Annotated in this window: 22 protein-coding genes and 1 rRNA gene; 11 read left to right on the forward strand and 12 right to left on the reverse strand. The window is 71.8% G+C overall.

What is annotated here, in order from left to right; genetic code table 11:
- Positions 1–275: 275 nt before the first annotated feature.
- Positions 276–1,800 (reverse strand): 16S ribosomal RNA (locus OG299_RS17990).
- A gap of 878 nt (positions 1,801–2,678) precedes the next feature.
- Here OG299_RS17990 and trpS point away from each other — a divergent pair.
- Positions 2,679–3,677 carry a tryptophan--tRNA ligase gene (gene trpS, locus OG299_RS17995; protein ID WP_327361996.1) on the forward strand — a complete coding sequence of 333 codons (999 nt, stop codon included), beginning with the start codon at positions 2,679–2,681 and terminating at the stop codon, positions 3,675–3,677.
- A gap of 64 nt (positions 3,678–3,741) precedes the next feature.
- Here the strand turns inward: trpS and proC are convergent, their stop codons facing one another.
- The 5 genes from proC to OG299_RS18020 form a co-directional block, all read right to left on the reverse strand.
- Complete coding sequence (gene proC / locus OG299_RS18000) at positions 3,742–4,551, reverse strand: pyrroline-5-carboxylate reductase (RefSeq protein WP_266626795.1); 810 nt, start codon at positions 4,549–4,551, stop codon at positions 3,742–3,744.
- Positions 4,552–4,650: 99 nt separating this feature from the next.
- Positions 4,651–5,403, reverse strand: coding sequence for an ABC transporter permease (locus tag OG299_RS18005; RefSeq protein ID WP_327361997.1), 753 nt, complete (start codon positions 5,401–5,403; stop codon positions 4,651–4,653).
- Positions 5,400–6,245, reverse strand: coding sequence for an ABC transporter ATP-binding protein (locus OG299_RS18010; RefSeq protein ID WP_327361999.1), 846 nt, complete (start codon positions 6,243–6,245; stop codon positions 5,400–5,402). The genes OG299_RS18005 and OG299_RS18010 overlap by 4 nt, the downstream gene beginning before the upstream one ends.
- A gap of 69 nt (positions 6,246–6,314) precedes the next feature.
- Positions 6,315–6,860: a hypothetical protein gene (locus OG299_RS18015; RefSeq protein WP_399848506.1), complete on the reverse strand. Its 546-nt coding sequence runs from the start codon at positions 6,858–6,860 to the stop codon at positions 6,315–6,317.
- Positions 6,861–6,924: 64 nt separating this feature from the next.
- Positions 6,925–7,227: an SH3 domain-containing protein gene (locus tag OG299_RS18020; RefSeq protein ID WP_327362000.1), complete on the reverse strand. Its 303-nt coding sequence runs from the start codon at positions 7,225–7,227 to the stop codon at positions 6,925–6,927.
- Positions 7,228–7,335: 108 nt separating this feature from the next.
- Here OG299_RS18020 and OG299_RS18025 point away from each other — a divergent pair, with 108 nt between their 5' ends.
- Positions 7,336–9,492: a serine/threonine-protein kinase gene (locus OG299_RS18025; protein WP_327362001.1), complete on the forward strand. Its 2,157-nt coding sequence runs from the start codon at positions 7,336–7,338 to the stop codon at positions 9,490–9,492.
- A gap of 339 nt (positions 9,493–9,831) precedes the next feature.
- Here the strand turns inward: OG299_RS18025 and ilvD are convergent, their stop codons facing one another.
- From ilvD to OG299_RS18045, 4 genes are all read right to left on the reverse strand, one after another.
- On the reverse strand, positions 9,832–11,679 hold the full coding sequence (gene ilvD / locus OG299_RS18030; RefSeq protein ID WP_266626805.1) for a dihydroxy-acid dehydratase: 1,848 nt from the start codon (positions 11,677–11,679) through the stop codon (positions 9,832–9,834).
- A 151-nt stretch (positions 11,680–11,830) separates the two neighbouring features.
- Positions 11,831–12,448, reverse strand: a complete 618-nt coding sequence (locus OG299_RS18035) for a TetR/AcrR family transcriptional regulator (protein WP_266626807.1) — start codon at positions 12,446–12,448, stop codon at positions 11,831–11,833.
- Positions 12,445–13,281, reverse strand: a complete 837-nt coding sequence (locus OG299_RS18040) for a sugar phosphate isomerase/epimerase family protein (protein ID WP_266626809.1) — start codon at positions 13,279–13,281, stop codon at positions 12,445–12,447. The genes OG299_RS18035 and OG299_RS18040 overlap by 4 nt, the downstream gene beginning before the upstream one ends.
- 735 nt (positions 13,282–14,016) lie before the next feature.
- A complete protein-coding gene (locus OG299_RS18045) occupies positions 14,017–14,946 on the reverse strand; it encodes a Ppx/GppA family phosphatase (RefSeq protein WP_327362002.1) in 930 nt (309 codons plus the stop codon).
- A 171-nt stretch (positions 14,947–15,117) separates the two neighbouring features.
- Here OG299_RS18045 and OG299_RS18050 point away from each other — a divergent pair, with 171 nt between their 5' ends.
- A complete protein-coding gene (locus OG299_RS18050) occupies positions 15,118–15,867 on the forward strand; it encodes a DUF3109 family protein (protein ID WP_389874932.1) in 750 nt (249 codons plus the stop codon).
- Between the two features lie 35 nt (positions 15,868–15,902).
- On the opposite strand, the gene OG299_RS18055 is transcribed toward OG299_RS18050, so the two are convergent.
- A complete protein-coding gene (locus tag OG299_RS18055) occupies positions 15,903–17,621 on the reverse strand; it encodes a BACON domain-containing protein (RefSeq protein WP_327362004.1) in 1,719 nt (572 codons plus the stop codon).
- A gap of 159 nt (positions 17,622–17,780) precedes the next feature.
- Here OG299_RS18055 and radA point away from each other — a divergent pair, with 159 nt between their 5' ends.
- The gene (radA, locus tag OG299_RS18060) at positions 17,781–19,184 is read left to right on the forward strand and encodes a DNA repair protein RadA (RefSeq protein ID WP_266626817.1); all 1,404 of its coding nucleotides are present in this window, start codon (positions 17,781–17,783) and stop codon (positions 19,182–19,184) included.
- Between the two features lie 253 nt (positions 19,185–19,437).
- Positions 19,438–20,562: a DNA integrity scanning diadenylate cyclase DisA gene (gene disA / locus OG299_RS18065; RefSeq protein WP_266626819.1), complete on the forward strand. Its 1,125-nt coding sequence runs from the start codon at positions 19,438–19,440 to the stop codon at positions 20,560–20,562.
- 21 nt (positions 20,563–20,583) lie between these two features.
- Here the strand turns inward: disA and OG299_RS18070 are convergent, their stop codons facing one another.
- Positions 20,584–21,375: a hypothetical protein gene (locus tag OG299_RS18070; protein WP_327364542.1), complete on the reverse strand. Its 792-nt coding sequence runs from the start codon at positions 21,373–21,375 to the stop codon at positions 20,584–20,586.
- A gap of 169 nt (positions 21,376–21,544) precedes the next feature.
- On the opposite strand from OG299_RS18070, the gene OG299_RS18075 reads away from it, so the two are divergent.
- The 6 genes from OG299_RS18075 (at position 21,545) to cseC (ending at position 26,655) form a co-directional block, all read left to right on the forward strand.
- Positions 21,545–22,159 (forward strand): phosphatase PAP2 family protein, encoded by a 615-nt coding sequence (locus tag OG299_RS18075; protein WP_327362005.1) that lies wholly within the window; start codon positions 21,545–21,547, stop codon positions 22,157–22,159.
- Positions 22,160–22,182: 23 nt separating this feature from the next.
- Positions 22,183–23,136, forward strand: coding sequence for an iron-sulfur binding domain-containing protein (locus OG299_RS18080; protein WP_266626824.1), 954 nt, complete (start codon positions 22,183–22,185; stop codon positions 23,134–23,136).
- 183 nt (positions 23,137–23,319) lie between these two features.
- The gene (locus tag OG299_RS18085) at positions 23,320–23,892 is read left to right on the forward strand and encodes a SigE family RNA polymerase sigma factor (protein ID WP_030158464.1); all 573 of its coding nucleotides are present in this window, start codon (positions 23,320–23,322) and stop codon (positions 23,890–23,892) included.
- 38 nt (positions 23,893–23,930) lie between these two features.
- Positions 23,931–24,569 carry a hypothetical protein gene (locus tag OG299_RS18090; RefSeq protein ID WP_327364543.1) on the forward strand — a complete coding sequence of 213 codons (639 nt, stop codon included), beginning with the start codon at positions 23,931–23,933 and terminating at the stop codon, positions 24,567–24,569.
- Between the two features lie 62 nt (positions 24,570–24,631).
- Positions 24,632–25,345 carry a two-component system response regulator CseB gene (gene cseB / locus OG299_RS18095; protein ID WP_266626826.1) on the forward strand — a complete coding sequence of 238 codons (714 nt, stop codon included), beginning with the start codon at positions 24,632–24,634 and terminating at the stop codon, positions 25,343–25,345.
- The gene (cseC, locus tag OG299_RS18100) at positions 25,342–26,655 is read left to right on the forward strand and encodes a two-component system sensor histidine kinase CseC (protein WP_266626828.1); all 1,314 of its coding nucleotides are present in this window, start codon (positions 25,342–25,344) and stop codon (positions 26,653–26,655) included. Before cseB ends, cseC begins: the two co-directional genes overlap by 4 nt.
- Positions 26,656–26,703 lie beyond the last annotated feature (48 nt).

Genomic DNA, 26,703 nt, shown 5'->3' on the forward strand with positions numbered 1-26,703 from the left:
CGCGTCCACTGTGTAGTTCTCAAACAACGACCAGCCACCCATCACCCCACCAGACAAGCTGGCGAGTTCACTGGGGCCGGCACTGAAGACATGACCTTACGGCCGTACCTTCAGGACCCAACAACGTGCCAAGCACCAGTCAGTCATCCGTCTCCTCTTTCCACGCCGAAGCAGTACTCGAGAACCATCAGACCGTCTGGTGCCAACTAATCAACGTTCCACCCATGAGCTGACCGTGCAGAACGTTTGTCTGCAATCGGTACTGTGCTCCTTAGAAAGGAGGTGATCCAGCCGCACCTTCCGGTACGGCTACCTTGTTACGACTTCGTCCCAATCGCCAGTCCCACCTTCGACAGCTCCCTCCCTTACGGGTTGGGCCACCGGCTTCGGGTGTTACCGACTTTCGTGACGTGACGGGCGGTGTGTACAAGGCCCGGGAACGTATTCACCGCAGCAATGCTGATCTGCGATTACTAGCAACTCCGACTTCATGGGGTCGAGTTGCAGACCCCAATCCGAACTGAGACCGGCTTTTTGAGATTCGCTCCACCTCACGGTATCGCAGCTCATTGTACCGGCCATTGTAGCACGTGTGCAGCCCAAGACATAAGGGGCATGATGACTTGACGTCGTCCCCACCTTCCTCCGAGTTGACCCCGGCGGTCTCCTGTGAGTCCCCATCACCCCGAAGGGCATGCTGGCAACACAGGACAAGGGTTGCGCTCGTTGCGGGACTTAACCCAACATCTCACGACACGAGCTGACGACAGCCATGCACCACCTGTATACCGACCACAAGGGGGGCACTATCTCTAATGCTTTCCGGTATATGTCAAGCCTTGGTAAGGTTCTTCGCGTTGCGTCGAATTAAGCCACATGCTCCGCTGCTTGTGCGGGCCCCCGTCAATTCCTTTGAGTTTTAGCCTTGCGGCCGTACTCCCCAGGCGGGGAACTTAATGCGTTAGCTGCGGCACCGACGACGTGGAATGTCGCCAACACCTAGTTCCCAACGTTTACGGCGTGGACTACCAGGGTATCTAATCCTGTTCGCTCCCCACGCTTTCGCTCCTCAGCGTCAGTAATGGCCCAGAGATCCGCCTTCGCCACCGGTGTTCCTCCTGATATCTGCGCATTTCACCGCTACACCAGGAATTCCGATCTCCCCTACCACACTCTAGCTAGCCCGTATCGAATGCAGACCCGAGGTTAAGCCTCGGGCTTTCACATCCGACGTGACAAGCCGCCTACGAGCTCTTTACGCCCAATAATTCCGGACAACGCTTGCGCCCTACGTATTACCGCGGCTGCTGGCACGTAGTTAGCCGGCGCTTCTTCTGCAGGTACCGTCACTTTCGCTTCTTCCCTGCTGAAAGAGGTTTACAACCCGAAGGCCGTCATCCCTCACGCGGCGTCGCTGCATCAGGCTTTCGCCCATTGTGCAATATTCCCCACTGCTGCCTCCCGTAGGAGTCTGGGCCGTGTCTCAGTCCCAGTGTGGCCGGTCGCCCTCTCAGGCCGGCTACCCGTCGTCGCCTTGGTGGGCCATTACCCCACCAACAAGCTGATAGGCCGCGGGCTCATCCTTCACCGCCGGAGCTTTCAACCCCCGCCCATGCAGGCAGGAGTATTATCCGGTATTAGACCCCGTTTCCAGGGCTTGTCCCAGAGTGAAGGGCAGATTGCCCACGTGTTACTCACCCGTTCGCCACTAATCCACCCCGAAGGGCTTCATCGTTCGACTTGCATGTGTTAAGCACGCCGCCAGCGTTCGTCCTGAGCCAGGATCAAACTCTCCATGAATGTTTACCCGTAATCGGGTGCACACGCACTTAGAGCGGGTCAGTCATGTCGGAATATGACCGACTGACCACTGCGTCCTCGCTGTGTAATTGCCTGCAAGCATCACGGCGAACCGCGACCTCACAGGTCTTTTTCAAAGGAACCTCATCCACCGAAGTGGACGGGGTATCAACTTTTGGCGTTGATTTTTGGCACGCTGTTGAGTTCTCAAGGAACGGACGCTTCCTTTGTACTCACCCTCAGTAACACTTACTGGGGCTTTCCTCCGGGCTTTCGTTCTTGCGTTTCCGACTCTATCAGAGTCGGTCTCGCTTGCTTTCCAGGTCCTTCGCTTTCGCGTTTTCCCTTTCCGGCGATTCCGACTCTATCAGATCCTTTCGGGCCTGACTCCCAGTCAGCGGGTTGTGCCGCTTGGGCTGTTGGGCCCTTGCAGCGAGTGAGACAGTAGCGGATTCCTTGCCCCCGAACCTAATCGGCGGCCGCGTCCTTGGACACGGATTCCTCATTCGCAAATACGCATGAAAACGAGACGACACAGTGCGTCGTTCGTTCGAATGTGTAGTGCGGGATGGCTGTCCGGGGACCGACCGGAGTCGGCGCTCACGTCGGACAACTCGAAGAACCTTACGGATCTCGGACTCGTGTGTCAACTCCAGGACAGGGGCCCCCGGGAGCGCTAGCCTGAGGCCCATGACTACGCATGCGCTCACGCTCAGCCTCTGCTGGTGGGCCGCCTGACGGCGGCCGACCTTCCACGCGAGCACGCATGCGCTCACGGCCGCCGCTTACGGCGGCCGTTTCTGTTTCTCCCCTCCCGGGAGTGGCTCGGTCGCCCGACGCGGCGGTCCCGACACCAGCCACGAACAGGGAGACAGGACATGACGAGGATCTTCAGCGGGATCAAGCCGTCCGGACATCTGACGCTGGGGAACTACCTGGGGGCCGTCCGCCAGTGGGTCGCCGCCGACCAGGCTCCGGACGAGGCGCTGTTCTGCGTCGTCGACCTCCACGCACTGACCGTCGAGCACGATCCCGCGCGGGTCCGCCGGCTCAGCAGGCAGGCGGCGACGCTGTTCCTCGCCTCCGGGCTGGACCCGGAGAAATGCACCCTGTTCCTGCAGAGCCACGTCGACGAGCACACCCGGCTCTCGTACCTGCTGGAGTGCACCGCCACCGACGGGGAGATGCGGCGGATGGTCCAGTACAAGGAGAAGTCCGCGCAGGCGCAGGCGTCCGGGCAGGGCGTACGGCTGTCGCTGCTGACGTATCCCGTGCTGATGGCCGCCGACATCCTGGCGTACGGGACGCAGGAGGTCCCGGTGGGTGAGGACCAGCGGCAGCACGTGGAGCTGGCCCGGGATCTGGCGGTGCGGTTCAACCAGCGGTACGGGCACACCTTCACGGTGCCGAAGGTGACGCTGCCGGAGGTGGCCGCGCGGGTCATGGACCTGCAGGAGCCCGCGTCGAAGATGGGGAAGTCCGGCGGGGCGGGACCCGGCGTGGTGTTCATGCTGGACGAGCCCGGGGTGATCCGGAAGAAGGTCATGCGGGCCGTGACCGACAGCGGGGACGGCGGGGTCGTCTACGACCGGGCGGCGCGGCCGGGGGTCGCGAACCTGCTGGACGTGCTGGCCGCCTGCACCGGCGGGGATCCGGCCGCCCTCGCCGAGGAGTACAGCGGGTACGGGGCGCTCAAGCGGGATGTCGCCGACGCGGTGGTGGAGGTGCTGCGGCCGGTGCAGGAGCGGCATGCCGAGCTGGCGGCCGATCCGGCGGCGGTGGAGAAGGTGCTGCGGGAGGGGGCCGAGCGGGCGCGGGCGCTGGCGCGGCCGGTCGTGGACCGGGCGTACCGGGCGATCGGGCTGCTGGAGCCCTGACGGAGGCGGAGGTACGGGCCCCGCGCGCGGGGCCCGTACCTCTGTGCCGGCGGTGCCGGCGGTGTCAGCTGTTGCCGGAGGCCAGTTCGCGGCTGCGGTCGCGGGCTGCTTCGAGGGCTGCGATCAGGGCGGCCCGTACGCCGTGCCGTTCGAGTTCGACGATCGCGTTGATGGTGGTGCCGGCCGGGGAGGTGACGGCTTCGCGGAGCTTGACCGGGTGCTCGCCGCTGTCGCGGAGCATCACGGCGGCGCCGATGGCGGCCTGGACGATGAGGTCGTGGGCCTGGGCGCGGGGCAGGCCGAGGAGGATGCCGGCGTCGGTCATCGCCTCGACGAGGAAGTAGAAGTAGGCGGGTCCGGAGCCGGACAGGGCGGTGGCGGCGTCCTGCTGGGACTCCGGGACGCGCAGGGTCTTGCCGACGCCGCCGAAGATCTCCTCGGTGTGGGCGAGGTGTTCCGCGGTGGCGTGGCTGCCGGCCGAGATGACGGACATGGCCTCGTCGACGAGGGCGGGGGTGTTCGTCATGACGCGGACGACGGGGGTGCCGGAGGCGAGCCGCTCCTCGAAGAAGGAGGTGGGGATGCCGGCGGCGCCGCTGATGACCAGGCGGTCGGCGGGAACGTGCGGGGCGAGCTCCTCGAGGAGCTTGCCCATGTCCTGCGGCTTGACGGTGAGGATGAGGGTGTCGGCGCGCTTGGCGGCCTCGGCGTTGCTGACGGCCTCGACGCCGTAGCGGGCGCGGAGCTCTTCGGCGCGTTCGGGGCGGCGGGCGGTGACGAGGAGTTTGGCGGCGGGCCAGCCGCCGCGGATCATTCCGCTGAGCAGGGCCTCGCCGATCTTGCCGGTACCGAGGACTGCGACTGTCTGGGTCATGCCCGATTCACCTCGCCGAACTGTGTTGCACGTGTGCTTGCTCTCCGTCCTCATCCTTGCACCCGTGCACGCGGCGGCGGGGTGCTGTCCGCAGTGCGGTCAGGGCGTACGGCGGCGGAGGGTGGCCGCGCCGAGGGCGAGGACGAGCAGCGCGCAGGCGGCGACGATCACGACGTCGCGGACGAAGTCGGCGGTCATGTCGGTGTGGGTGAGGACCTGGGTCATGCCGTCGACGGCGTACGACATGGGCAGCACGTTCGAGACGCCTTCGAGGACGGGATGCATGGTGTTGCGCGCGGCGAACAGCCCGCAGAGCAGGAGCTGGGGAAAGATCACGGCCGGCATGAACTGGACGGCCTGGAACTCGCTGGCGGCGAACGCGGAGACGAACAGGCCGAGCGCGGTGCCGAGGAGTGCGTCGAGCAGCGCGACGAGCAGGAGCAGCCAGGGGGAGCCGACGACGTCGAGGCCGAGGCACCAGAGGGCCAGGCCGGTGGCGAGAAGGGACTGGACGACGGCGACGGCGCCGAACGCGAGGGCGTAGCCGGCGATCAGGTCGCCCTTGCCGAGCGGCATGGCGAGGAGGCGTTCGAGGGTGCCGGAGGTGCGCTCGCGCAGGGTCGCGATCGAGGTCACCAGGAACATGGTGATGAGGGGGAAGATCCCGAGGAGGGACGCGCCGATGCTGTCGAACGTGCGCGGCCCCCCGGCAGTGTTGCCGCCGTCGAAGACGAAGCGCAGCAGCGTCAGCATCAGTAGGGGGACCAGGAGCATCAGCGCGATGGAGCGCGGGTCGTGGCGCAGCTGGCGCAGGACGCGGGCGGCGGTGGCGGCGGTGCGGGCACTGTTCACGGGGTCGGCTCCTGGGCGGCGAGGGTGTCGGCCTCGTCGACGAGGCGGAGGAAGCCCTCCTCGACGGTGGCGGAGTGGGTACGGGTGCGCAGTGCGTCGGGGGTGTCCTGGGCGAGGATGCGGCCCTCGCGCATGAGGAGCAGGTCGTGGCAGCGCTCGGCCTCGTCCATGACGTGGGAGGAGACGAGGAGCGTGGCGCCCCGGGTGGCGGCGATGTCGTGGAAGAGGTTCCACAGGTCGCGGCGCAGGACGGGGTCCAGGCCGACGGTGGGTTCGTCGAGGACGAGCAGCTCGGGGGTGCCGAGGAGTGCGACGGCGAGGGAGACGCGACTGCGCTGGCCGCCGGAGAGGTTGCCGGCGAGGGCGCCGGCGTGGGTGGTGAGGTCGACGTCGGCGATGGCGCGGGCGACGGTGGCGCGGCGGCGGTCGGCGGCGGCGCGGCCGGGGTCGAGGACGGCGGCGAAGTAGTCGAGGTTCTGGCGGACGGTGAGGTCGTCGTAGACGGAGGGGGCCTGGGTGACGTAGCCGATGCGGGAGCGGAGCTCGGGGTGGCCGGCGGGGCGGCCGAGGACATCGAGGGTGCCGGTGACGTGGGCCTGGGTGCCGACGATGGAACGCATGAGGGTGGATTTGCCGCAGCCGGAGGGGCCGAGGAGGCCGGTGATGCGGCCGCGGGGGACGTCGAAGGCGATGCCGTCGATGACGGTGCGGGGGGTGCGGCCGGTGCCGCGGCGGACGGTGAGGCCGCGGGCGTGCACGGCGGTGGCCGTGGCCTCGGCGGTGGCCTGCGCCGAGACCTCCGCCGTGGCCGTGGCGGCCTCTCGCTCAGCATTATTCATCATGTGATGAATAATGCTCCTGGCGGTGCCGGGGCGTCAACAGGACGGGGTCGGCCGAAGGAGCGGGGCCGGCTACTTCTTCCGCTTGGGGCGGCGCGCGGCCGGGTTGCCCGTACGGGTGCCGCGTCGGCGGGCGAATTCGGCGGTGGCGCGCTCGTACTCGGCGCGGCGCAGCTTCTCGCCGGGGGCCTCGGCGAGGCAGCGCAGGAAGTACGCGATGAGGGAGCCGATGAAACCGATCGTCTTCAGGCCCTTGAGGGCGGCCTCGTCGGAGGACGGGGCGGGACGGCGGTTGAAGGAGTCCCAGGTCTTGACGAAGGCGATGGAGCTCGCGATCGCGAAGAGGACGACGACGGAGATGCTCAGGAACGAGCCGACGTTGCCGATCTCCAGGCCCTCGTAGGCGAGGCGGAGCAGGACGGCCGCGGCCACGGCGGTGACGAGCGAGCCGACGGCGAGGCCGACGCGGAGCAGCGCGTAGCCGCCGTCGTGGTTCACCCAGGTGGTGCCGAAGAACCGGATCGGCTCGGGCTCGGGCCCGCCGGCGCGGGCGGGAGCCTCAGGAGCCTGCGCGGCCGGCTCGGCGGGGGTCTGGTCTCGCTGGTCGTCGTCGCTCACACCAGCGATTATCCACCGCCCCGCCGACCCGGCCGGGGTTGTCTCACGTGGCAGACGGGGGCCGCTAACCGCAGTGGGTGGCGACGTAGCCGTCGCTGCCCGTCTTCACGTAGGCGTCGGAGACGAACCGGCCGTTGCCGACGCAGTCCCAGATGTTCGATGTGCCGTACGGGCCCGAGACGGTCGTGCCGTCGCTCTGGCAGCGGATCGTGACGGAAGCCCCGTAGGGCAGGACGTCGATGACCGAGTAGTTGGTGCCCGGGCCGCTGCGGACGTTCACGCGGTACCCCGGAGCGACCGGAAATGTCTGGAATCCGGAGTCGGCTGCGAGGTCCTGGACTTGGCTGGAATCATTCTCTGTCGACATGCGAAATCTCCCCCCACGGGTGTTGCCGTGCGCAACTCGCGCAGGGTAGCAGGACCCTTGGAGATTCGTACGGCCCATCGACTAGGCTCCGGCGGGGGTGGTTGAGCGGTGCATTCGCTGCGCGCGGACTACGTGGGCTTTCCGGAGTACGCCGGGCAGTACCGCCTGGAATCGGTGCTCGGTTCCGGCGGGATGGGCGTCGTCCACCTGGCCACCTCCGATTCGGGGCTGAAACTCGCCGTCAAGATCGTGCATGCCGAGCATGCGGTCGATCCGGAGTTCCGGGCCCGGTTCCGGCAGGAGGTCACCGCCGCCCGGCGGGTGAGCGGAGCCTTCACCGCTCCCGTCGTGGATGCCGATCCGGACGCCGAACGGCCGTGGATGGCCACCCTGTTCATCGACGCCCCGACGCTCGCCGAGCGCGTACGGGAGCGGGTGCTGGACCCCGTCGAACTGGCCAGGCTCGCCGCCGGGCTGGCGGAGGCCCTGCGGGACATCCACCGCGCGGGCGTGGTGCACCGGGACCTGAAGCCCAGCAACGTACTGATGGCCCCGGACGGGGTGCGGGTCATCGACTTCGGCATCTCACGGCCGGCGGACAGCGATCTGCGGACCGAGACGGGGAAGCTGATCGGGACGCCGCCGTACATGGCGCCGGAGCAGTTCCAGCGGCCGCGGGAGGTGGGATCGGCCGCGGACGTCTTCGCCCTGGGCGCGGTGCTCGTCCACGCCGCGACGGGACACGGGCCGTTCGACTCCGACAGCCACTACCTCGTGGCGTACCAGGTCGTGCACGCCGAGCCCGACCTGAGCGGGCTGCCGGAGCAGCTCGTACCGCTCGTCGCGCGGTGCCTGGCGAAGGAGCCGGCGGACCGGCCCACCGCGGAGCAGCTGATCGCGCAGATGCGGGCGGTGGCGTACCCGACCTCCGAGGACACGCAGACGTTCATCCCGCGGCCGCGGCCGGGGCCGCCGGCCGAGACGGGGGCGGCCGAAGACGCCACGCACCGCAGGGAGCGGCTCGGCCTCGGGTCCGGGCGCCCCGGTCGTGGGCGGCGCGGGGCGCGGGTGGCCGCGGCGGTGGCCGTCGGGCTGCTGCTGACGGGCGGGGCCGTGGGCGGATACCTGCACTTCGGGGCGGGTGCCGGACCGCCGGGGAAGACCGCCGCGGCGAAGGCCGGGCCCGCGCCCGCGAAGCCCTTCGTCCCGTGGGCGGTCGCGCTGGGCGCGCCGGGTGCCGGCAACCGGAACGGCTCCGGCTCCGGCTCCTGTTCCTGGGAGGCGGCCCTGTACTGCGCGGGTCCGGGTCTGACCGCGGCCCGGCTCGACCCGGCGGACGGCTCGGTGCTGTGGTCGGTGAAGGCGGCCGCCCCGGCCACCGGGACGGCGACGGAGAGCGCGCCGCTGCACGCGGGCGGGCTGGTCCTCGCGGTCGCCCCGGGCAGCGGGACGCTCCAGGCGCTGGATCCGGGGACGGGCGCCGAGCGCTGGAAGCGGAAACTGCCCGACGGCGCGCGGGCGGTGGCCGCGGGCGGGCAGGTGCTGCTCGTGCCGCCGAACGGGAGTGTGACGGCGCTCGACGCGGCGAGCGGGACCCCGCGCTGGACGAAGCAGCTCGGCGGGGTGGGCTCCGTGTGGTGGGGCGGCCCCGGGGAATCCGGAGCGCCGGTGACGTACGTGGCGACGCCCGACGGGGGCGGCGGTACGACGCAGCTCGCGGCGGTGGACCCGGCGAGCGGAACGCTGCGCTGGCAGCTGCGGACCGGAGGGCGGCTGCGGCCGGTCGGAGCCGCGCACGGCGGGCTGTACCTGCTGGACGGCGACGCGGGGGCCAAGACCGGCGCGGTGGTCCGGGTGGACGTGACGACCCACGCCGTACGGCGGGTCCGGCTGTCGGCGCCGCTGCTCGACGCGGAGGCGGTGGTGGGCCCGGACGGCGTCGTGTACGTGGTGGGGGTCTCGGGCGGGCTGGTCGCGGTGGACGCCGAGAGGGAGCAGTGGCGGCTGGAGACCGGCCTGGCCGTGACCTCCCGGCCGGTGGCGGCCGACGGCCGGATCCACCTGGCGGCGCCGGACGGGCGGCTGTTGGCGGTCGATGCGGGGAGCGGGCGGCTGGTGGGGCAGACGAAGCCGCGGATGGGTGACGTGCGGGACGGCTTCGCGGCGGCGCTGCCGGCGCCGGTGGCCGCGGCCGGGCGGGTGTTCGGGACGGCGCCCGACGGGTCGGTGTTCGCCGTCGACGCCGGTAACCCCGCAGGCTGGTGACGCCGCCGCTCCGGCCGGACCCACCACGGCGGTGACGGCCCCGGCCCGTCCGGCGGGTCCCGCCGAGTGGTGACGGCCCCGGGCCGGCCCGTCGGGGTGCCACCGGCAAGGCCCGTCCGGGGTGCCGCTGCGCGGGGCTGTCCCCTACCCGCCCTTCCGCCGTTCCCCGGTGCTCCGCCCCGAACCCCGTAAAGCCTGGGGGCTCGTCCCCCAGGCCCCCGCGCCTCAAACGCCGGCGAGGCTGGGTTTGCGGGCGGGGCGGAGCGGCTGCCGGTCAGGCGACGGCGGACGGAGTCCGGCGCAGCGGCCCGAAGCCCGCGGAGCGGTGCGAGGGCCGCATCAAAGTTGACTCACGTCGCGGACTGCGCCCTTGTCGGCGCTCGTGGCCATCGCCGCGTACGCGCGCAGGGCCGCCGAGACCTTGCGCTCGCGGTTCTTCGGGGCGTAGACACCGCCCAGGGCCGCGTGGCGGGCCGCCAGCGTGGCCTCGTCGACCAGGAGCTCGATCGAGCGGTTCGGGATGTCGATCCGGATCCGGTCGCCGTCCTCGACGACCGCGATGTCGCCGCCCGAGGCCGCCTCCGGGGAGGCGTGGCCGATGGACAGGCCCGACGTACCGCCGGAGAAGCGGCCGTCCGTCACCAGCGCGCAGACCTTGCCGAGGCCGCGGCCCTTCAGGAACGACGTCGGGTAGAGCATCTCCTGCATGCCGGGGCCGCCGCGCGGGCCCTCGTACCGGATGACGACGACGTCGCCCGCCTTGATCTCCTTGCGGAGGATCTTGTCGACCGCCTCGTCCTGCGATTCGCAGACGACCGCCGGACCCTCGAAGGTCCAGATCGACTCGTCGACGCCGGCCGTCTTCACGACGCACCCGTCGACCGCGATGTTGCCGCGCAGGACGGCCAGCCCGCCGTCCTTGGAGTACGCGTGCTGGACGGAGCGGATGCAGCCGCCCTCGGCGTCGAGGTCGAGGGTGTCCCAGCGCTCGGACTGGGAGAAGGCGGTGGCGGAACGCACGCAGCCGGGGGCCGCGTGCCACAGCTCCATGGCCACCTCCGAGGCGGTGCCGCTGCGGGCGTCCCACTTGGCGAGCCAGTCCTCGAGGTTCTCGGAGTGGACCGTGGTGACGTCCTTGTTCAGGAGGCCGCCGCGGTGCAGCTCGCCGAGGATGGCGGGGATGCCGCCGGCCCGGTGGATGTCCTCCATGTAGTACGTGCCGCCCGGCGCCACGTTCGGGGCGACCTTGGCCAGGCACGGGACCCGCCTCGACACCTCGTCGATGTCGGTGAGGTCGTACTCCAGGCCCGCTTCCTGGGCGGCGGCCAGCAGGTGCAGGATCGTGTTCGTGGAGCCGCCCATCGCGATGTCGAGGGCCATGGCGTTCTCGAAGGCCTGGCGGGTCGCGATGGAGCGCGGCAGGACCGAGTGGTCGTCCTGCTCGTAGTACCGCTTGGTGATCTCGACGACCGTCCGGCCGGCGTCCTCGTACAGGGCGCGGCGGGCGGTGTGCGTGGCGAGGACCGAGCCGTTGCCGGGGAGCGCGAGCCCGATGGCCTCGGCGAGGCAGTTCATGGAGTTGGCGGTGAACATGCCGCTGCACGACCCGCAGGTCGGACAGGCGTTCTCCTCGATCCGCAGCACGTCCTCGTCGGAGACGTTCTCGTTGGAGGCGTCGACCATGGCGTCGATCAGGTCGAGCTTGCGGACGGTGCCGTCGACGAGGATGGCCTGGCCGGCCTCCATCGGGCCGCCCGACACGAACACGACGGGGATGTTGAGGCGCATGGCGGCCATCAGCATGCCGGGCGTGATCTTGTCGCAGTTGGAGATGCAGATGAGGGCGTCGGCGCAGTGCGCCTCGACCATGTACTCCACGCTGTCCGCGATCAGGTCGCGGGAGGGCAGGGAGTACAGCATGCCGCCGTGGCCCATGGCGATGCCGTCGTCGACCGCGATCGTGTTGAACTCGCGCGGGATGGCGCCCGCGGCGCGGATGGCGTCGGAGACGATCCGGCCGACCGGGGCCAGGTGCGTGTGCCCGGGGACGAACTCGGTGAACGAGTTGGCGACCGCGATGATCGGCTTCCCGATGTCCTCGCTCGCTACGCCCGACGCACGCATAAGGGCGCGTGCGCCCGCCATGTTGCGGCCGTGGGTGACGGTGCGGGACCTCAGCTCGGGCATCGGGTTCACTCCCCATGAGTGCGGTGACGCGAGGCGCCCGCCGCGACTTTACGACTGTGGATATGGCTCGGTTACGAGGCTACGCCCCCGGCTCGGGATGCGGACAGGTTGTCCGCATGACGGGACGCCCGGCTCATTCCTCGAGCAGGGCTCATTCCTCGGTCAGGTAGCGCTGGAGGGTCGGGGCCACCAGGGCGACGATGGCCTCCGGGTCGGCGGACGCGAGGGGCTCGACCTGGACCACGTACCGCAGGAGCGCGATGCCGATCATGTGGGAGGCGGCGAGCTCGGCGCGGAAGGTGGGGTCGGGGACGTGGAGGTCGGCCGCGACCCGTTCCAGGACCCGGCGCAGGATCAGCCGGCGCAGCACGGCCGCCGCGGCCTCGTGGGTGAGGGCGGAGCGGACGACGGCGAGGAGGGGGGCCCGGGTGGCCGGGTTCTCCCAAACCCCCAGGAAATAACGCGCGAGCCGCTCACCGATGCCCTCGGGGCCCTGCCCCACGATCGCGGGGACGACGAGGGCGGGCTCCATCGTGACCTCGATGGCGGCGGCGAAGAGGTCGTCCTTGCTGCCGAAGTAGTGGTGGACCAGCGCCGGGTCCACGCCGGCGACCTTCGCGATGCCGCGCACCGACGTCTTGTCGTACCCGCGCTCCGCGAACACCTCGCGGGCCGCGAGCCGGATCCGCTCCTGGGTGCCGGGGCCGTCGTCGGCCTCGTCCTGCCGGGGACGGCCGGGCCCGCGCCGCGGCTTGACGGGTTCCGTCATGGCCGGGGGGTCCGAACCGGGGTGGCAGCGGCGCTGGCCGCGAGGTGGAGCCGGGTGAAGGCCAGGGCCTCGGCGAGGTCTGCCTCGCGCTCCGCGGAGGACATCGCGCGGCGGGTGTTGACCTCGATGACGACGTGCCCGGCGAAGGAGCTGGTGGCGAGACGTTCCAGCAGCTCGGCACAGGGCTGGGTGCCGCGGCCGGGGACGAGGTGCTCGTCCTTGGCCGAGCCGTTGCCGTCGGCGAGGTGCACGTGCGCGAGGCGGTCCCCCATGCGGTCGATCATCGCGGCCGCGTCCGTACGGGCGGTGGCGGTATGCGAAAGATCGACAGTGAAATGCCGGTAATCGTCTTTGGTGACATCCCACTCGGGGGCATAGGCCAGCATCTCGCGGTCCCGGTACCGCCACGGGTACATGTTCTCGACGGCGAACCGGACGTCGGTCTCGTCGGCCATCCGCCAGATGCCCCTGACGAAGTCCCGCGCGTACTGCCGCTGCCACCGGAAGGGCGGGTGCACGACGACGGTGGACGCCCCCAGCCGCTCGGCAGCGGTCTGCGCCCGCTGGAGCTTGGTCCAGGGATCGGTGGACCACACCCTCTGGGTGATGAGCAGACACGGGGCGTGCACGGCCAGGATCGGCACCTGATGATGATCGGACAGCCGCCGCAGCGCATCGATGTCCTGGCTGACCGGATCCGTCCAGACCATCACCTCGACGCCGTCGTACCCGAGGCGCGCGGCGATCTCGAAGGCGGTCGCCGTCGACTCCGGGTACACGGAGGCGGTCGAGAGGGCGACTTTCGCGGTCGGGATCCGGACTGGTTTTGCCACGGGGACAGGGTACGGGGCGCAGCCGCCGAGGACCGTGACGCCGACCACGCCGGCCCGCACCGGGCCGGGCCGTCGTCGACACGGGGTCGGGAGAGAGCCCAGACGCCCGGGAGCCGCGATACCAACCGAAGCGAGTAGCGATCTGACGCGCCTACCCGCCTGCCCGGCGCCGATGGGTGTTCTGGTCGCTGTCCGGCTCCGGCCGGGCAAGCTCCGACCCGGAGCGGGCCTGCTCATGGGCCCCGGCTGGGCATCCGGCCCCCCGGAACCAAGCCGCGAGATCGCTGATGCCGCCCTGCTCAAGGCCTGTGCCCAGGTGACCGTCCTTTTGGGGGCTTCCCGACAGTCCTTGTCTTTCCGGGGCGGGACGGGCGGTCAAGGGCGGCCGAAGGCCGTCGCGAAGCGACGCGACCGCAGGGAGCGCCCTTGAGGGCCCGGCCCGACGCGGAGAGACGATGGGACTGGCGGGAAACCCCCAAACCTTCCCCGATGCCGATCAGTGGGCTACCGGCCCCGAAGCCCTGGTCTTGCAGGCGGCGCTTGCCTGAGCGAAATGCCGCCTGTGCCGACCCGACGGGGGCTACCGGCCATCGGCCTCTCCCCCGAGGGGGGCGGGTGGGCAGCCACCGCCGCGCGGTGGTGGAGCCAGGGAGGTGAAGGCCCCGTCCCGGGGAAGCCCCCGAAGCCCCGGCCGCGCCGACAGCGCCCGCACGCGCCGCAGGCCCCGTACGCGCCTCAGGACGGCAAGTGGTCCAGGCGGCGCAGGATGACGCCCTCGCGGAGGGCCCAGGGGCAGATCTCGAGTTCGTCGACGCCGAAGAGGTCCATCGCGCCCTCCGCGACCAGCGCTCCCGCCAGCAGCTGGGACGCGCGGCCCTCCGAGACGCCCGGGAGGGCGGCCCGCTGCGCGGTCGTCATCGCCGCGAGCCTCGGGACCCACTCCTCCAGGGACTTGCGGGTCAGGTCCCGCCGTACGTACAGCCCGTCCGCCGAGCGTGCCGCGCCCGCGATGCGGGCCAGCTGCCGGAAGGTCTTCGACGTCGCCACCACGTGGTCCGGCGTCCCGAAGCGGCTGAACTCGCGAACCGTGCGCGCGATCTGGGCCCGCGCGTGCCGGCGCAGGGCCCGTACGTCCGCCGCGTCCGGCGGGTCGCCCGGGAGCCAGCCGGTGGTGAGGCGGCCCGCGCCCAGCGGCAGCGAGACCGCCGCGTCGGGGTCCTCGTCGATGCCGTACGCGATCTCCAGCGAGCCGCCGCCGATGTCGAGGACCAGCAGCTTGCCCGCGGACCAGCCGAACCAGCGGCGGGCGGCGAGGAACGTCAGCCGTGCCTCGTCCTCACCGCTGAGGATGGGGAGGTCGACGCCGGTCTCGAGCTTCACCCGGGCCAGGACCTCGTCCGCGTTGGTGGCTTCCCGTACGGCGCTGGTCGCGAAGGGCAGCACGTCCTCGCAGCCCTTGTCCTCGGCGGCCTGCGCGGCCTCGCCGATCACCGATACGAGGCGCTCTATGCCCGCCGGGGTGACCGCCCCGGCCTCATCGAGCAGCTCCGCCAGCCGCAGTTCCACCTTGTGCGAGTGCGCCGGCTGCGGGCGCGCGCCGGGGTGCGCGTCCACCACCAGCAGATGGATCGTGTTCGAACCCACATCAAGGACACCGAGTCTCATACGAGGAAACGCTACTGTGCGGCTGGAGTATGGGCGGCGTAAGGGGCGCTTAGGCTTGGGTTTGTGCCAAATACGAAGAAGGCCAACAAGTCCAAGCCCGCCGAGAAGGCCGAGAAGGCCGACAGTGCCAAGAAGGCCAAGAAGGCGAAGCCCCAGGCCAAAGCCTCGGTCGTGCGTGACGACGAGAAGGGGCTCGACTTCCCGCGGGCCTGGGTGGAGTTTCCCGACCCCGCCGATGCCGAGCAGGTCTTCCGCTGCGACCTGACCTGGCTGACCTCCCGCTGGACGTGCATCTTCGGCAGCGGCTGCCAGGGCATCCAGGCCGGCCGGGCCGATGACGGCTGCTGCACCCTCGGCGCGCACTTCTCGGACGAGGACGACGAGAAGCGGGTCGCCGAGCACGTGGCACGGCTGACTCCCGAGCTGTGGCAGTTCCACGACGTCGGCAGCGAGACCGGGTGGACGCAGCACGACGACGACGGGGAGAAGCAGACCCGCCGCTGGGACGGCGCCTGCATCTTCCTGAACCGGCCGGGGTTCCCCGCCGGCGCCGGGTGCTCGCTGCACATCCTGGCGCTGAAGAGCGGCCAGGAGCCGCTGGAGACCAAGCCCGACGTGTGCTGGCAGCTGCCGATCCGCCGGACGTACGAGTGGATCGACCGGCCGGACGACACGCGGGTGCTGCAGGTGTCGATCGGCGAGTACGACCGGCGCGGCTGGGGTCCGGGCGGGCACGACCTGCACTGGTGGTGCACGTCGGCGACGTCCGCGCACGGCGCCGGCGATCCGGTGTACGTGTCGTACCGCGCGGAGCTGACGGAGCTGATGGGCAAGGAGGGCTACGAGGCCCTCGTGAAGCTCTGCGAGGCACGGCTGTCCTCGCTGCTGCCGATGGCCCCGCACCCCGCGGACCCGGCCTGACCGACCCGACCCGACCCGACCCGACCCGACCCGGCCTAGCCCGGCGCCGGACCGCTCGGGTCCGCGGGCGGGGAAACCGTTCCTGCTGAGGCGCTCGGCGTCGGCGCGGGGGGCGGCGTGGGCGTGGGCGTGGGGGTTTGCGTCGGCGTCGGGGTGGGTGTCGGGGTCGGCGTCGGGTGCGTGGGCTCCGTCGGCGTGGGCGCCGGGCGGCCGCGGCCCTGGAGGGAGACCACCGCGCCGCCCGGATCCACGCCGACCCGGGCGGACCAGGCGCCCACGGGCTGGGCCTCGGCGTCCACGGTGATCTGCAGAGTGACCGATTCTCCAGGGGCCAGCGTGCCCGCGGTCCGGCTCGCGCGCAGCCAGGGGGCGTCGGACCAGAGCCGCCAGTCCACCGGGGCCCCGCCGGACGCGGTGAGGGTGAGCAGGGTGGTGCTTCCGCGCGAGGAGGCGGCGACTGAGAGCCGGCCGGGGTTCCCGGCCCGGTCGGGGGCGGACGTCGGCCCGGTGCTGATCACCTCGACGGAGACGTCGGGGGTGTCCGGGGCGGCGCGGCCCGTGGCGAAGCCGGGCTCGCCGGTGGTGTGGGCGGTGTTGCCGGCGTTCTCGTACGCGCGCGGCGGGCGGCCGTCCTGGTGCGGGAGGGGGATCTCGGACTCGCTCGCGGAGATCCGGGTGGAGTCCGCGCCGACGGGCTCGCCGGTCTCCGGGGCGCCTCGGTACGCGGCCCAGAGCGCGAGGACCGGGGCCGCGACGACGGTGGCGACGACGGTGGTGGTCACGGCCCGGGCCCGCAGCCGGTCGCGGCGGGCCGCGCGGTCCCGGGGGTCCATCGGGAAGCCGGTGCGGTCGAAGCGGGGGCCGGATTTGCGGCGGCGCCGACCGCCGCCGGAGCGGAGCATGGCCGCGTGGACGGCGGTGCGCGGGGCGGGGACCAGCGGGAGCGCCGCGTGGATGCCGCCGGTGCCGGGCCAGGGGGCGGCGGCGTCGACGCGTTCGGCGACGCGGCGGCAGCGCGGGCAGTCGTCGACGTGGCGGACCAGCTCGGCGCGCAGGGTGGTGGACAGGAGCACCTGGCCGTCGCCGGTGAGCCGGGACACGGAGGGGCAGCTGCCGGTCTCCACGACGGCGAGGGCGGCGCGGGTCCGCTCCACCTCGCAGGCGGCGCCGGCCAGCAGCTCCCGGGCGGTGGCGGGGGGCGTGCCGAGGACGGCGGCGAGTTCGGGGACTCCGAGGCGGTGGCGGACGGCGAGTTCGAGGGCCTCGCGCTGCGCGGGCGTGGTCCCGGCGGCCTCGGGCCAGGCGAGGCGGGCCAGCTCGGTGCGCCGGTAGGCATTCACGTCCAGGGAACGGTGCGCCTCCGGCGCGTGCTCGGCATCCATGCGCTCCGGCGTGCGCCGGGCGGAATGCGCCCCCTGCCGGGTCCGGCGGTGCTCGGCCAGCCGCACCAGACAGCCCCAGCGGGCGAGGGCGTACAGCCAGGCCCGCCGGCCCCCCTCGTCGGGACATCGGCCGGGGTGCCGCTCGGCGACGGCGAGGACGTCGGCGAGCACCTCGGTGGCGGTGTCGTGGTCGCAGAGGACCGACAGGCAGTACGTGAACAGGCCGTCGAGGTACGGCTCGTGCCGGAAGGGGGGCGGCTGCCGTTCTCCTTCGGGGCCTTCACGGCCTTCGGGGCCCTCGGGGGGCGTGCGCCCGTGCGCCCGTTGTGCGCCGGTGCGCTGGGCGGGGCTCTCCTGGTTGCTGCTGTTCACCCTGGCGAAGGTAGGCCGCACGTCGGTGACGGCCGTGAAGCCTTCAGCTGTTTTAGCCCTTACGGGTGAACAGATCGAACCCGTGCTGACGGCGGCCCTGACGCCGCGCGTGCGGCCGGGGCGCGGGCGCTGTCACAGGGGCCGGATACCGTGGGCCGCATGGCTGCCCGTACATCTCGTTCATCCGCCAAGGACCGGCCGTCCTACCGCTGCTCCGAGTGCGGTTGGACGACCGCGAAATGGCTCGGGCGGTGCCCCGAATGCCAGGCGTGGGGCACCGTGGAGGAGATGGGCGGGGCGCCCGCGGTGCGGACCACCGCCGCCGGGCGGGTCTCGGCGCCCGCGCTCCCGATCGCGCAGGTCGACGGCCGGACGGCGACCGCCCGCAGCACCGGCGTGGACGAGCTGGACCGGGTCCTCGGCGGCGGGCTCGTGCCCGGCGCCGTCGTCCTGCTGGCCGGCGAGCCCGGCGTCGGCAAGTCGACGCTGCTGCTGGACGTGGCGGCGAAGGCGGCCAGCGAGGCGCACCGCACGCTGTACGTCACGGGCGAGGAGTCGGCGAGCCAGGTGCGGCTGCGGGCCGACCGGATCAACGCGCTGAGCGACCACCTCTTCCTCGCCGCCGAGACGGATCTGTCCGCCGTACTGGGCCACCTCGACGCCGTGCAGCCCTCGCTGCTGATCCTGGACTCCGTACAGACCGTGGCCTCCCCCGAGATCGACGGCGCACCCGGCGGCATGGCCCAGGTCCGCGAGGTGGCCGGGGCGCTGATCCGCGCCTCCAAGGAGCGCGGGATGGCCACCCTGCTGGTCGGGCACGTCACCAAGGACGGGGCGATCGCCGGCCCCCGGCTGCTGGAGCACCTGGTGGACGTGGTCCTCAGCTTCGAGGGCGACCGGCACGCGCGCCTGCGCCTCGTACGCGGCGTGAAGAACCGGTACGGGGCCACCGACGAGGTCGGCTGCTTCGAACTCCACGACGAGGGGATCACCGGGCTCGCCGACCCGAGCGGGCTGTTCCTGACCCGGCGCGCGGAGGCCGTCCCCGGGACCTGCCTGACGGTGACCCTGGAGGGCAAGCGCCCGCTGGTCGCCGAGGTGCAGGCGCTGACCGTGGACTCGCAGATCCCCTCGCCCCGGCGGACCACCTCGGGCCTGGAGACCTCACGCGTCTCGATGATGCTGGCGGTGCTGGAGCAGCGCGGCCGGATCACCGCGCTCGGCAAGCGCGACATCTACTCCGCCACCGTGGGCGGGGTGAAGCTGACGGAGCCGGCCGCCGACCTGGCGATCGCGCTCGCGCTGGCCTCGGCGGCGAGCGACGTCCCGCTGCCGAAGAACCTCGTCGCGATCGGCGAGGTCGGCCTCGCGGGCGAGGTGCGGCGCGTGACCGGCGTGCAGCGGCGGCTCGCGGAGGCGCACCGGCTCGGTTTCACGCACGCGCTGGTGCCCGGCGATCCCGGGAAGGTGCCGGCCGGGATGAAGGTCACCGAGGTCGCGGACATGGGCGACGCCCTGCGGGTCCTGCCGCGCGGGCGGTCGCGGGCGGCGGCCAAGGAGTAGGCGTCCGGGGAGCGGGGGCCGCGCAGTGGGCGCTCACGACGTCGGCACCCGCGAAGGTGTGGCGCAGTGACTGCGCAGGAGCCGTGCAGGAGCGGTGGAGTTGGCGGCAGGAGTGCCTGGTGAGGGGCCCGTACGGGGTCCCTCGGGGGCGCACCTGGCCAAGCCACGGCGGGCGCGCAGCGCGCGCCGGTAGACTTCTGGATGGTCCGCCCGGCCGTACGCAGGCGGCGCAACCCGCGACCGGAGGAGTGCAGTGGCAGCCAAGGACGGGGCAGCAGCATCCGGAAAGTCGGGCGCGAGCTCCAAGCAGGAGGCCATGATGCGCGCCTCGCTGAGCGCGGTCGCACCTGGTCAGCCCCTGCGTGACGGTCTGGAACGGATCGTCCGCGGCAACACCGGCGGCCTCATCGTCCTCGGGATGGACAAGAGCGTCGAGGCGATGTGCACGGGCGGTTTCGTCCTGGACGTGGAGTTCACCGCGACCCGGCTGCGCGAGCTGTGCAAGCTCGACGGCGCGCTGATCCTGGACAAGGACATCACCAAGATCCTGCGGGCCGGCGTCCAGCTGGTGCCGGACGCGTCGATCCCGACGGAGGAGACGGGCACCCGTCACCGCACCGCGGACCGCGTCTCGAAGCAGTGCGGGTTCCCCGTGGTGTCGGTGTCGCAGTCGATGCGGTTGATCGCGCTGTACGTGGACGGGGAGCGCCGGGTCCTGGAGGAGTCCGGGGCGATCCTGTCGCGGGCGAACCAGGCGCTGGCCACGCTGGAGCGGTACAAGCTGCGGCTCGACGAGGTCGCGGGGACGCTGTCGGCGCTGGAGATCGAGGACCTGGTCACGGTGCGCGACGTGACGGCGGTCGCGCAGCGGCTGGAAATGGTGCGCCGCATTGCCACGGAAATCGCTGAATACGTGGTCGAGCTGGGCACGGACGGGCGACTGCTGTCGCTCCAGCTGGACGAGCTGACGGTCGGCATCGAGCAGGAGCGGGAGCTGGTGATCCGGGACTATGTGCCGGAGCCGACGGCGAAGCGCTCCCGCACGGTGGAGGAGGCGCTGCCGGCGCTGGACGCGCTGACGCATCCGGAGCTGCTGGAGCTCGGGATCGTGGCGCGGGCGCTGGGGTACACGGGCTCGCCGGAGACGCTCGACTCGGCGGTGTCCCCGCGGGGGTACCGGCTGCTGGCGAAGATTCCGCGGCTGCCGGGGGCCATCATCGAGCGGCTGGTGGAGCACTTCGGGGGCCTGCAGAAGCTGCTGGCCGCGTCGGTGGACGATCTGCAGACGGTCGACGGGGTCGGGGAAGCCCGTGCGCGCAGCGTCCGCGAGGGCCTGTCCCGCCTGGCGGAGTCCTCGATCCTCGAGCGCTACGTCTGATTCCTCTACGCGGGCCGGGTCCTAGTCCTGCTTGAGGACGAACGAGGTTCGGGCGACCGGCATGCCCGGGGACTTGACCTCCACCACGTACGTGTCCGGAGCCGCGCTCCCCGCCGGAGGCGTCTGGCACTGGTCCGCCGCGCTGAACTTCCTGTCCCACTCCAGCGACTGCTTCGTCTCCCCCTGCGCCGGCACCCGGAAGAACGCGTTGCCCGCGCCCGACGGGCAGTCCGACGAGGACCAGACGGCCTTGCTGGTGCTCGCCTGCAGGATGGTCAGGACCGCCTGCTTCGGGCCGAGGTCGACCTTGCAGGTCGTGCCGGAGACATTGCGGGCGACCAGTTCGAGGCGGGGCTTCTCGCTCGTCTCGTACTCGTTCTTCACGCTCTTGACCTCCCACTGCAGCCCGCTCGGGGCGCACGTGGGAAGCGGGGAGTCCGCCGGGACCTGGGACGTGGAGCCACCCGTACCGCCGCCGCCACCGCCGGCGCCGCTGCCGGCGGAGCCCGAACCCGCGCCCGCCGCCGTGCCCGGAGTGCCGCCCGGCTCGCCGTTCTTGCCCGCGCCGCCGCCCGACTCCGCACGCCCGCCCGGCGCCTGACTGATCGCCGGCCCCGTTCCCGCGGGCCCGGGGGTGATCGAGGCGACCGGGTCGGGCCCCTTGTCGCCGCCCTTGCCGTTCGTACTCGACTTCCCCCCACCGGAACTGACGGTCCATACGGCGAGGAGCGCGAGCAGCGCGACGACGGACGCCAGCACAGCCCTCCGTCGCCAGTAGATGGAGGAGGGGAGCGGCCCGACCGGATTGCGCATAGATCCCACGGACGGAACTTTACGAGAGTCCGCGGCCCGATCCGCGCCCCACATGCCGCGCAAGCGGCTTGTTTTGCCGATGATCATCCTGCGGGCGGAGGCCCGAGCGATGAGAATCGGCCAAGAGTCCCACGTCAGGCGCGGTCGCGTTTGAGTACGGTCGGTGACCATGGACACCTCTGGCCTCTACCGCGACATCACCGATTCCGCCCGCTCCGCACCCGGCTGGGTGCAGTCGGCGTTCGAGGTCTGGACGGAGTACGGGCTCCTGCTTTTCGGCCTGCTGTTCATAGCCGTGTGGTGGCGTGCGCGCACCCAGGCCGGCCCGCGGGCCGTCGCCCTCGCCGTCCTCGCGCCGCTCGCCACCGCCGTCGCGTACGTCGCCTCCGAGGTCGTGAAGTCCTCCGTGGACGAGGAGCGGCCCTGCCGGGCCGTCGCCGGGGCCGCCGCCTCGCTCGTGGCCTGCCCGGCCCCCGGTGACTGGTCCTTCCCCAGCAACCACTCCGCCATCGCGGGCGCGGCCGCCGTCGCGCTGGCGCTCGCCGTACGCCGCCTCGCGCTGCTGACCGTGCCGCTGGCCCTGCTGATGGCCTTCTCCCGGGTGTTCGTCGGCGTCCACTACCCCCACGACGTCGGCGTGGGCCTGCTGCTCGGCGGTGCGCTCGCCGCGCTCTTCGTCCTCGGCCTCACCGGTCCGATCACTACGATCACCACCGCCATGCGGGCGAGCGGGGGGCGCGCCGCTGTCTGGTTCACCGGCCCGGGCCCCGCGCGGCGGCCCTGAAACGTGCCAGGATGCCGTCTGCCATGACTGCATCCACCAGCCCTTCCCCCGAGACGTCCCCCGACGCGTCCCACGCGCTGCACTCCCCGGTCATCGCCTGGTTCGAGGAGCACGCCCGCGACCTGCCCTGGCGCCGCCCCGAGGCCGGCCCCTGGGGGGTCATGGTCAGCGAGTTCATGCTCCAGCAGACCCCGGTCAGCCGGGTCCTGCCGGTGTACGAGCAGTGGCTCGCCCGGTGGCCCCGCCCCGCCGACCTGGCCGCCGAGGCCCCCGGCGAGGCCGTACGGGCCTGGGGGCGGCTCGGCTACCCCCGCCGGGCCCTGCGCCTGCACGGCGCGGCCGTCGCGATAACGGAGCGGCACGGGGGCGACGTACCGCGGGAGCACGCGCAGCTGCTCGCGCTGCCCGGGATCGGCGAGTACACGGCGGCCGCCGTGGCCTCGTTCGCGTACGGGCAGCGGCACGCCGTGCTCGACACCAACGTGCGCCGGGTCTTCGCCCGCACCACGACCGGCGTCGAGTATCCGCCGAACGCCACCACCGCGGCCGAGCGGCGCCTGGCCCGGGCCCTGCTGCCGACGGACGAGGACACCGCAGCCCGCTGGGCGGCGGCCTCGATGGAGCTCGGCGCCCTGGTGTGCACGGCCAAGTCCCCGGACTGCGTGCGCTGCCCGGTGGCCGGGCTGTGCGCGTGGCGGCTGGCCGGGAAGCCGGCCCACGAGGGGCCGCCGCGGCGCGGGCAGACGTACGCGGGGACGGACCGGCAGGTGCGCGGCAAGCTCCTCGCGGTGCTGCGGGACGCGGTCGGGCCGGTTCCGCAGGCGGTGCTGGACACGGTCTGGGACGAGCCCGTGCAGCGGGCCCGGTCGCTGGACGGGCTGGTCTCCGACGGGCTGGTCGAACCGCTCGCCGGGGGGATGTACCGGCTGCCGCAGGGCCCCGCGAGACCCCCGGCCCAGGGCGCCGCGACGGACTGAGCCGAACTGAGTGGGGGATTCCGCTTGTTCCGGCCAAACCCCAGCTCACGGCACTGTTACACAACCTATGGGTGTCCGTGCGCCCACCGAAGTCTGGCCCGCACAACCCCGTGACAACCCCTCCGTACCTTCGAATGCGTAGGACACGGGGATGAGTGGTTGGACGGGTGGAGGCGGTCTGAGATGGCGCACGGCGAGGTACTCGGATTCGAGGAGTACGTACGCACTCGGCAGGACGCGCTCCTGCGCAGTGCCCGGCGCCTGGTCCCGGACCCCACGGACGCGCAGGACCTCCTGCAGACCGCGCTGGTGCGCACGTACGGCCGCTGGGACGGCATCGCCGACAAGTCCCTGGCCGACGCGTACCTGCGCCGCGTCATGATCAACACCCGGACCGAGTGGTGGCGCGCCCGCAAGCTCGAAGAGGTCCCCACCGAGCAGCTCCCGGACGCCTCCGTCGAGGACGGCTCCGACCAGCGCGCCGACCGCGCGCTGCTGATGGACATCCTCAAGGTTCTCGCGCCCAAGCAGCGCAGCGTGGTCGTGCTGCGACACTGGGAGCAGATGAGCACCGAGGAGACCGCCGCGGCGCTCGGAATGTCGGCGGGTACTGTGAAGAGCACCCTGCACCGCGCGCTGGCCCGGCTCCGGCAGGAGTTGGAGAGCCGGGATCTGGACATGCGTGCGCTGGAGCGCGGTGACCACCGCGGTGACCACACCATCCGGTACGAGGGGCGTGAGCGGTGCGCGGCCTGAATGGCCAGAGCTTGAGCGGCAGAAGTCCGCTGGTGCTGATGTCGGCGGGGACGGTCGTCCTCGTCGGCACAGTGCTGCTCGCGGTCGGTTGCGCCAACGGCGGCACCGGCCTGAAGGACGGCGGACCCGCCCATACCGAGGCCGTGGCCAAGAGCGGCTCGCCGACGGCCACCCCGCCCGACCACGTCCCGGCCACGACGGAGGCCTCGGGCAAGCCCGCCAAGCGGGTCGACCCCGTCGCACTGCTCCAGGCGGACCCCAAGGTCAGCGCCCAGGTCAAGCGGGACCTCAAGCCCTGCACGGGCAAGGACTACCCGGTCGACGTGAGCTACGGGAAGGTCACCGGGGGCTCCGTCGTCGACATCGTCATCAACGTGCTGTCCTGCGCCGACGCGTTGGGGCGGGGCTCGTACGTGTACCGGGCGGAGGGCGGGACGTACGAGAATGTGTTCTCGGACGAGCAGCCGCCCGTCTACGCGGAGATCGACCGGGGCGACCTGGTGGTCACCAAGCCCGTCTACGGGAAGAGCGACGCCCTCGCCTATCCGTCGGGCGAGGACGTGATCACGTACCGCTGGAACGGGGAGAAGTTCACCGAGCAGGACCGGGTGCACACCGACTACAGCAACATCGACGGCGCGGCCCAGCCGGCCCCCGCGGTCACCCAGAAGAACTGACGACCCGAAGACCAGAAGAACCGACGTACCGAAGAAGCGAAGAACCGAGGCGAGGCTTCCGCATGGCCGAGACCCATGTCCTGTTCGTGGAGGACGACGACGTCATCCGTGAGGCCACGACCCTGGCGCTGGAACGCGACGGGTTCGTGGTCACCGCCATGCCCGACGGCCTGTCCGGCCTCGAGTCCTTCCGGGCCAACCAGCCGGACATCGCGCTGCTCGACGTGATGGTGCCCGGCATGGACGGCGTGAGCCTGTGCCGCCGGATCCGCGACGAGTCCACCGTCCCCGTGATCATGCTGTCGGCGCGCGCCGACTCCATCGACGTCGTCCTGGGCCTCGAGGCGGGCGCCGACGACTACGTCACCAAGCCCTTCGACGGCTCGGTCCTCGTCGCCCGGATCCGCGCCGTGCTGCGCCGCTTCGGCCACGCCGGCGGCCCGCAGAACGGCCGGCCGGGGGTGAACGGCGAGGACGGCTCCGAGGAGCGCGGGGTGCTGGTCTTCGGCGACCTGGAGGTCGACACCGAGGGCATGGAGGTCCGCAGGGCCGGCGTCCCGGTGGCGCTGACGCCGACCGAGATGCGGCTGCTGCTGGAGTTCTCCTCCGCGCCCGGCACCGTACTGTCCCGCGACCGGCTCCTGGAGCGGGTCTGGGACTATGACTGGGGCGGCGACACCCGCGTCGTGGACGTCCACGTCCAACGGCTGCGCACGAAGATCGGACAGGACCGCATCGAAACGGTCCGAGGATTCGGATACAAGCTCAAACCATGAGGCGCTTCACCCTCCGTACGGGGATCCGCTGGAAGATCACGCTCGCCATCACCGCCGTCGGCGCACTCGTCGCCGTGGCACTGAGCCTGGTCGTGCACAGTGCTGCCCGCGTCTCGATGCTGGAGAGCGCCCGCGACGCGCAGCTGGCCAACGTGAACGTGATCGCCCGCTTCGTCGAAGCCGGGCGCAAGCCGGCCTTGGGGGCCAAGCTCAACGACCCCGAGCTGCCCGCCGCGCTGCGCGAGAAGGCGCGGTCGGGGCGGCGCGGCACGTACGTCCAGGAGTCCCGCAGGGGAGTGCCGCAGGTGTGGGCCGCGGTGCCGCTCGGCAACGGGCAGGTGCTGTCGCTGCACAGCGAGTTCAAGGAGAGCGCCAACATGGTGCGCGACCTGGACCGGGCCCTGGTCGTCGGGTCGATCTCCGTCGTCGTCGCGGGCGCCGCGCTCGGCGTACTCATCGGCGGGCAGATCTCGCGCCGGCTGCGCAAGGCCGCGGCCGCCGCGCAGCGGGTGGCGCACGGGGATCCGGACGTACGCGTGCGGGACGCGGTCGGTGGCGTCGTACGCGACGAGACCGACGACCTCGCGCGGGCCGTGGACGCCATGGCGGACGCGCTCCAGCAGCGGCTGGAGGCCGAGCGGCGGGTGACCGCGGACATCGCGCACGAGCTGCGGACCCCGGTGACGGGCCTGCTCACGGCGGCGGAACTGCTGCCTCCGGGGCGGCCGACCGAGCTGGTGCGGGACCGGGCGCAGGCGATGCGGGCGCTCGTCGAGGACGTACTGGAGGTTGCCCGGCTGGACAGCGCGTCCGAGCGGGCGGAGCTCCAGGACGTGGCGCTGGGCGAGTTCGTGAGCCGGCGGGTGACCGCGCTGATGCCGGAGGCCTCGGTACGGGTGGTCGCGGACGAGATAGTCAGCACCGACCCGCGGCGGCTGGAGCGGATCCTGGGGAACCTGCTGGCCAATGCCGCGCGGTACGGGCAGCCGCCGGTCCAGGTCGACATCGAGGGGCGGGTCGTCCGGGTCCGGGACCACGGGCCGGGCTTCCCGGAGGCGCTGCTGCGCGAGGGGCCGAGCCGGTTCCGGACCGGGTCGACGGACCGCGCCGGGGTGGGCCACGGCCTAGGGCTGACCATCGCGGAGGGGCAGGCGCGGGTGCTGGGCGCCCGGCTGACGTTCCGCAACGTGGCGGCCCCGGGCGGCGTGGACCGCGAGGGCGCGGCGGCCGGAGCGGTGGCGGTGCTGTGGCTGCCGGAGCACGCGCCGACGGCTACGGGAAGCTTCCCGATCATCAAAGTGAAGAGCTGATCGCCGGCGGATCGGGACCGGGCCGTACAGCTGTGCGGGCCCGTGTTT

This window comes from Streptomyces sp. NBC_01296, from assembly GCF_035984415.1.
Classification (GTDB): Bacteria; Actinomycetota; Actinomycetes; order Streptomycetales; family Streptomycetaceae; genus Streptomyces.

What these genes read in the sequence shown, in the direction of transcription:
- OG299_RS18020 (WP_327362000.1), bottom strand. Translation starts at nt 7,227, where the DNA reads ATGTCGACAGAGAATGATTCCAGCCAAGTCCAGGACCTCGCAGCCGAC.
- OG299_RS18090 (WP_327364543.1), top strand. Translation starts at nt 23,931, where the DNA reads ATGTCGGCGGGGACGGTCGTCCTCGTCGGCACAGTGCTGCTCGCGGTC.
- trpS (WP_327361996.1), top strand. Translation starts at nt 2,679, where the DNA reads ATGACGAGGATCTTCAGCGGGATCAAGCCGTCCGGACATCTGACGCTG.
- proC (WP_266626795.1), bottom strand. Translation starts at nt 4,551, where the DNA reads ATGACCCAGACAGTCGCAGTCCTCGGTACCGGCAAGATCGGCGAGGCC.
- cseB (WP_266626826.1), top strand. Translation starts at nt 24,632, where the DNA reads ATGGCCGAGACCCATGTCCTGTTCGTGGAGGACGACGACGTCATCCGT.
- OG299_RS18075 (WP_327362005.1), top strand. Translation starts at nt 21,545, where the DNA reads ATGGACACCTCTGGCCTCTACCGCGACATCACCGATTCCGCCCGCTCC.
- OG299_RS18085 (WP_030158464.1), top strand. Translation starts at nt 23,320, where the DNA reads ATGGCGCACGGCGAGGTACTCGGATTCGAGGAGTACGTACGCACTCGG.
- cseC (WP_266626828.1), top strand. Translation starts at nt 25,342, where the DNA reads ATGAGGCGCTTCACCCTCCGTACGGGGATCCGCTGGAAGATCACGCTC.
- OG299_RS18070 (WP_327364542.1), bottom strand. Translation starts at nt 21,375, where the DNA reads ATGCGCAATCCGGTCGGGCCGCTCCCCTCCTCCATCTACTGGCGACGG.
- OG299_RS18045 (WP_327362002.1), bottom strand. Translation starts at nt 14,946, where the DNA reads ATGAGACTCGGTGTCCTTGATGTGGGTTCGAACACGATCCATCTGCTG.
- OG299_RS18035 (WP_266626807.1), bottom strand. Translation starts at nt 12,448, where the DNA reads ATGACGGAACCCGTCAAGCCGCGGCGCGGGCCCGGCCGTCCCCGGCAG.
- radA (WP_266626817.1), top strand. Translation starts at nt 17,781, where the DNA reads ATGGCTGCCCGTACATCTCGTTCATCCGCCAAGGACCGGCCGTCCTAC.
- ilvD (WP_266626805.1), bottom strand. Translation starts at nt 11,679, where the DNA reads ATGCCCGAGCTGAGGTCCCGCACCGTCACCCACGGCCGCAACATGGCG.
- OG299_RS18010 (WP_327361999.1), bottom strand. Translation starts at nt 6,245, where the DNA reads ATGATGAATAATGCTGAGCGAGAGGCCGCCACGGCCACGGCGGAGGTC.
- OG299_RS18080 (WP_266626824.1), top strand. Translation starts at nt 22,183, where the DNA reads ATGACTGCATCCACCAGCCCTTCCCCCGAGACGTCCCCCGACGCGTCC.